Consider the following 4,640-nt stretch of genomic DNA (forward strand, 5'->3'; position numbering starts at 1 on the left):
TCAAAAAATACTACTCGCCCCTTGTGTTATGGAAAGCCACTTAAATAGATATAGAAAGAGAATTGGTAGAAATGTAGTAATATCAATAGTTTTAGAGATTAATATGTAAAGCGTGGTTTTACATATATGTAAAGTGTGGTTTTACATATCATAACAAGAGGTAAAAAATATTTGACGCGTTGTTATAACAAGTGGTAAGATATTTTTAACGACAAGTAAAGTCAAATTAACATATATGTATAATGGAGGGTTACATATGTTTGTAAATGATGAGGAAGAGAGAGAAAAAGAAATAGAAATAAAGTACGTAACCATAGAAGATGCTGAAATCTTTGATAGTGCCAGTGAAGCCTTAGAAGCTAAAAGAGCTAAAGAAAGCCAAAAGAACAAGAATTTTGTACAAATTAGTAAAGGTGTAGGAACACAAGCTTTAGCATACATCATTTCTAATAATGCAGTTGCAGGGCAACTTTACATGTTCTTTATGGAGAATATGGATGTTAATAGTAACAGCATTATGGTTTCTCAAAAAGTTTTAGAAGAATATACAGGTAAAACAAGACAAACAGTATCAAAAGCAGTTTCATTCCTTGAAAAAAATGGATTAATCGCTATTGGTAAAGTTGGAACGACAAATGCGTATATCTTAAATCCAGAAGTAGCTTGGGCTACAAGTAGAGATAAAAAAGACTTCGTAAATTTCAAAGGCAATATACTTCTCGGTCGTGAAGAAAACGAAGAATTGTTCAAGAAATTTGAACGTTCAAAGTACGTTAAAACAAATGTTTTGAGGTAATGAGCAAAGTTATTCGAAATTTTAAAAGACAAATAAAAAGGCACTCCCTCTGACCAGGGAGCACCTACATCTTTGAATCTGCACACACGATATATGCCTTTTTATTTTCCTATAAATCTTTTTTAAATACAAGGAGGATGAAAAGTATGACTGCAAACCAAATGTTAGAAATGATAGTTGAGCAAAATGTACAAGGATTAGCGAAAATCGAAAATCTTGAGGAGTTACATAAACACCGAGATAAGTTCAATTTTGAAGAATTTGAACAAATTGAACTTGCAATCATTCTAGAAATGTCAGACATAAAAGAAGAGTTTTATAGAGAAGGATTCAAACAAGGGATAAATTTTATTCTATCCATGCAAAAATAGAGTAAAAAGGCGATACCAGTTACAATCGGTATCGCTTTTTCAACGCTCCATCCCTCTATCTCTTTTTGTCTTTGGTTGTTTCGTTTGTTTTAACTGCTCTGATTTGCGTTTTAAGCCCTCTAGAGAGAATTCTCTGCTTTTCCCTAGTATTTTATCTAGAAATGCTTTTAGACGCTCTATAAAAGCTTCTAGGCGCTTCTGAGGGATTGTCTTTGCTTTTTTATTCTCTTCCAAGATAGAAAGCCATCGTTCGCCTTCTTTTTGGTTCTTTGGTTCATGTCCATTTTCTAGATTAAACAGGACTAAACGTCCTTTCTTTTCTAGTTCGCTAATTTCTATCTGTCTGTTTGTATCTTGCAAGATGCTTTTATACACAATAGCGTCTGTTCGATGTTTTTTCAGCTGGTCTACTTCTTTTTCTAATAAACCAAATTGAAGTTCTGCATTATCTGCCCTACGATCTGCCTTGTAATACTTCTCTTCCAATTCCTCAATTTTTTCGGCTGCTGCATCCATTCTTTTTCCGGCTTGATACTGCACTTTCATGCTAGATACAGATAACTCTTTTAATTTCTCAAAATCTTTAGATGGCAATGTGACCTTATCTCCAAATATCGTTTTCTTTGCTGATGCTTCGATTTTCTTCAACACTTGTTTTGGTTCTTTGAACACTTTCATTTCTGCGGTTGCATCTGCTTTTTGTTGGTCTTTTTGGTTTTGAATTTCCTCCGAATGCTTTTTTAAATCTTTCACCGTATCTACACCAATCGTTTTATCGTTCAAAATCCCTTCTTTGTAGATATGCGGAATTTCTTGTTTTAAAAAAGTATCTAAGTCTTGATGAAATGTTTTTAACTCTTTACGTGTTAGCACTTCTTTTGCTGAAACCTTTTCTCTTTGCTTTTTCTCATCCCACACAACAGGCATAAAAGCAAAGTGTATATGTGGCGTTGTTTCATCCATATGAACATTTGCTGAAAGTACGTTCTTTTCCCCGCCATAACGATTTACTAAAAATTCATAGGTCTTCTCAAAGAATTCACGTTGTTCCTTTTCTGAAATCCCCTTCAAATTTTCTGGCAACGTAACAACCCAATCTGCACACACTTTTAAATCATTTCGCTTCAAAGCATGTACTTCACTTAAACGCTGATTCATACGAGAAAGTGTATCTCCTTCTTTTTCGCATAAATCATAATTCGAATCTGACCGCTCATTATCAATGTCTAGATTTGAATGGTTTTCTGTTTTTCTGTCCCAGTGAATGGATAGTCCTTGTACATTTCCTTTTGTGTATTTTTGAACGTGAGCCATGAGCGAGAACCCCCTTTTTGATAACTAGTATAACATGGGGACCAGCAAGACTCATAGTATATGGTCTAGCACGTTATACCAAATTTCATTTGGACGTGCTCTGCGAGGCTCTTTGGCTTCGCCAAGCCATGCAAGCATGGCAAAGAAAAACCTCGGACTTTGTCCGAACCTACAAGGGGAACTCTTCCCCTTGACCCCCTTCATCCAACTCCCCAACCCCTCAATCCTTGAGGGGCTCCCTCGCCGGTTGGCAGGTTCAAACGGGTACCGTTTGAAACCATCAAGAGGGTTTGGGTATGGTGCATTTGTCAACTCCTTAATGCTCACTTCGTTCCGCTTACCGTTGACAAAATTCCTTAAACAGTTTGTTCTATTTTTAATATCAGAATATTCCGCGTTATTTTTATCAATTTATAGAGATAACCTTTTATTGTAAAGTATAATAATGTCAAAATACTTAAATAATTAAAAACAAAGGGGAATTACATTATGACATTGAAAAAATTAAATGTAACATTATTATCTACAGCTTTATTATTACCATTAACAGCACCCATCATTTCTCACGCACAAGAAAACACATTAAATATTGAAAAGGCAACCATCACTACAAACGATGAAAAATATTTTAAAAATGTACAAAGTATGGGCAGTCAATATACAGAGGCACAATCTAAAGAAATTATTGATTCTGTAGCTATTGTTAGTAAATATATTAAACCAAATGAACATAATCAATTAGAATTAGATTCAAAAGTTAAAGAACAGGTTAACCCTTTTGTTTATGAGCATTATCAAAGAGGTATTAAAGCTATTAATCAGGCAACTAAAACAGGATATGCAACGATAAATGTAGAAAATAATCAATTGGAAACTACTCCATTAGTAAATAATTTAGTTGGTCTTAATACTAAAGATGGAATTCAATATTCATCTGTAGATTCTTATTGGTGGGGTGTTAAATGGTATATGTCAAAGAGTGAATCTCAACAATGGCAAAATAATTTTGCTGATGGATCATTTTATTGGGGAAGTATAGCTGCCATTACTGGATTATTAACTCCATTTTTCCCACCAGCAGCCATAGCTTCAGCAGTTTCAGTAATTATGTCTGTTGGAAATTATCATTGTTATAGAGAATTACGTGATCATACAAGTTCAAGTGGTTCAGTAATGACGATTAGTTGGCTAGATAAAGAAATTTACGCTAATAAAAGATAAATATTTTTAAGTAGGAGTTGAGATGATGACTTTCGTAATGATACAGATTTGTATAGCTATATTCCTACTTTTCATAATTGGATTGATTTATAAAGTTATTGGGAAAAAAATTAACAGCAAATTTAGTATGTATTTTTTAATTTCTGTTATATTCTTTGCAATATTATTTGTTTTAATATACGAAATGAATACAAGTGGATTTAAAGATTTGAAAGGATTAGCATTTCTACCTTTAATCATACTTGCTTTAATTTCACTTATAATAAGTGCTATTAAAGCAAAAAATATGTAACTAAATTAATAACAAATTACCTATCTAAAAAGAGCACTTCCCTTTGGGAAGTGCTCTTTTTAGATAGGTAAAAATAATAGTTCTAGAAAGGTTCATAGTAAGTATAACAAAAAAGCCCCAGCAGGCCATAAAACATATCAATGTTTTATGGGGAAACACACAAACTTAAAAAGTTTGTGTAAGTGCGCACTGTTGTGATTCTGTTTGATACACATATGAAAAATATATGAACTAACAGAAGGGGTCTCTGTAGTTTTCAGGAGGCCCTTTCTTGTGTTTTTAAAATACCCTTTGTTTTTGGGTGTGAGTGCTGGCTGGGGGTTTGGGGGCTAGCCCCCTGGAACTTTACGTAACTGAATATGGAATATGGATATTGCTTAGAACGATAGGATTGGCGGTTCGGCGGGTATAATTGCTAATCCAAGTCGTATAACAAAATTCCTCGTTTTTGGTCTGTTCGGCTTGGCAACATGCTAGCTCCCGCCGAATTCCATAACACAAGGGCAAAAGAGTGGAGATTTTTTGAGTGGGGTTCTCAAAAAATACTACTCGCCCCTTGTGTTATGGAAAGCCACTTAAATAGATATAGAAAGAGAATTGGTAGAAATGTAGTAATATCAATAGTTTTAGAGATTAATATGTAAAG

4 protein-coding genes are annotated in these 4,640 nt (G+C 33.9%); 3 read left to right on the forward strand and 1 reads right to left on the reverse strand.

Going from position 1 to position 4,640, the window contains the following annotated elements; genetic code table 11:
- Positions 1-256: 256 nt before the first annotated feature.
- Complete coding sequence (locus ACS2MN_RS30805; RefSeq protein ID WP_304522285.1) at positions 257-796, forward strand: replication/maintenance protein RepL; 540 nt, start codon at positions 257-259, stop codon at positions 794-796.
- A 146-nt stretch (positions 797-942) separates the two neighbouring features.
- Entirely contained in the window at positions 943-1,167 is a 225-nt protein-coding gene (locus tag ACS2MN_RS30810; protein ID WP_438894962.1) for a hypothetical protein, read from the forward strand.
- A gap of 39 nt (positions 1,168-1,206) precedes the next feature.
- Here ACS2MN_RS30810 and mobV read toward each other — a convergent pair whose 3' ends face one another.
- Complete coding sequence (gene mobV / locus ACS2MN_RS30815; RefSeq protein WP_438894963.1) at positions 1,207-2,481, reverse strand: MobV family relaxase; 1,275 nt, start codon at positions 2,479-2,481, stop codon at positions 1,207-1,209.
- A 489-nt stretch (positions 2,482-2,970) separates the two neighbouring features.
- On the opposite strand from mobV, the gene ACS2MN_RS30820 reads away from it, so the two are divergent.
- Positions 2,971-3,702 (forward strand): hypothetical protein, encoded by a 732-nt coding sequence (locus ACS2MN_RS30820; RefSeq protein ID WP_438894964.1) that lies wholly within the window; start codon positions 2,971-2,973, stop codon positions 3,700-3,702.
- The last annotated feature ends 938 nt before the right edge of the window (positions 3,703-4,640 follow it).

This window comes from Bacillus cereus group sp. BceL062, from assembly GCF_051780025.1.
GTDB lineage: Bacteria > Bacillota > Bacilli > Bacillales > Bacillaceae_G > Bacillus_A > Bacillus_A toyonensis.